This is a genomic window from Serratia sp. A07, assembly GCF_058725505.1.
The window spans coordinates 1-905 of the sequence record NZ_JBZXDO010000199.1 but is presented as its reverse complement, the minus strand read 5'-3'; the positions used below and the strand labels follow the sequence as shown (position 1 = coordinate 905).

2 protein-coding genes and 1 pseudogene are annotated in these 905 nt (G+C 42.0%); all 3 read left to right on the top strand.

All coding sequences use genetic code 11. From position 1 onward, the window contains the following. The coding region (locus AC4PR2_RS29215; protein WP_492176090.1) for a hypothetical protein at positions 1–195 on the top strand (195 nt) is incomplete at its 5' end. Further along, complete coding sequence (locus tag AC4PR2_RS29210) at positions 182–760, top strand: hypothetical protein (RefSeq protein WP_492176089.1); 579 nt, start codon at positions 182–184, stop codon at positions 758–760. The genes AC4PR2_RS29215 and AC4PR2_RS29210, both read left to right, overlap by 14 nt. After that, a pseudogene (locus tag AC4PR2_RS29205) lies at positions 757–905 on the top strand (complement resistance protein TraT); the annotation flags it as partial. The gene AC4PR2_RS29210 and the pseudogene AC4PR2_RS29205, both read left to right, overlap by 4 nt.

Genomic DNA, 905 nt, shown 5'->3' with positions numbered 1-905 from the left:
GATGTGGAAAAAGGCCTGAATAATAATAAAACAAACTTTAACCAACAGAATAAAGATTATACAATAAAGCATCAGGCGGCGGTGTTACATCAGGCGAAGTTTACTGACCCACGTGATGATAAAAATGCTGATTATTTGAAGCAAGCCCAAGAACTGCTGAATAAACAAAAAGGCGGTAAGGATGAAACAAAGTGAGGTTCGTGAAGAAGTTGCAATGATCTTCAAGGCGATCAAGGAAAGTGATGCTGAGGTGCCATCCTTTTCAGAAGGAATGCGCCCGTCTATTATTTATTTGTGCTTAGTTCATTTGATAATGATTGTAGGTATGATTCCTATGGTGATGTTCGATAGGCGTATAGACAGTAACTTTTACTGTGGCATGTATTTCTTCTCGGTTTTATTTAACTTAGGGTTTGGCGCGCTTATCTATTCGTATTATATGCAGTACTTGTTGATCCCGAAAGAAACAAGGGTGAAATCTCGGCTTTTGGCCATGTTAAGAGAAAAGGTCTCTCACTATGCTTATTTCCATTTTGGCATATTACTAACCATATCAGCCTATTGTTTACCGGATGGAATGGCTTCATTACTTCCATTTGTACAAATACCGTTATTTTTTATAACCGGATTTATTCTTCTCTTCGACCTAGGCCGATACAACCTCCCCAGCCTGGCGGGGCTGGTCGATGCAGCTAAGGACGAGTTCAAAAACAATGAGTTGCAAGAGTTTCTCAATGGTGTAAACAAGGAAAAACGATGAAGTATTCTCAAAAAATAATGATGGTAGCCCTGGTCAGCAGTACACTGGCTCTATCCGGCTGTGGCGCCATGAGCACCGCCATCAAAAAGCGCAACCTCGAGGTCAAGACCCAGATGAGCGAGACCATCTGGCTCGAACCGGCCGG

What these genes read in the sequence shown, in the direction of transcription:
- AC4PR2_RS29210 (WP_492176089.1), top strand. Translation starts at nt 182, where the DNA reads ATGAAACAAAGTGAGGTTCGTGAAGAAGTTGCAATGATCTTCAAGGCG.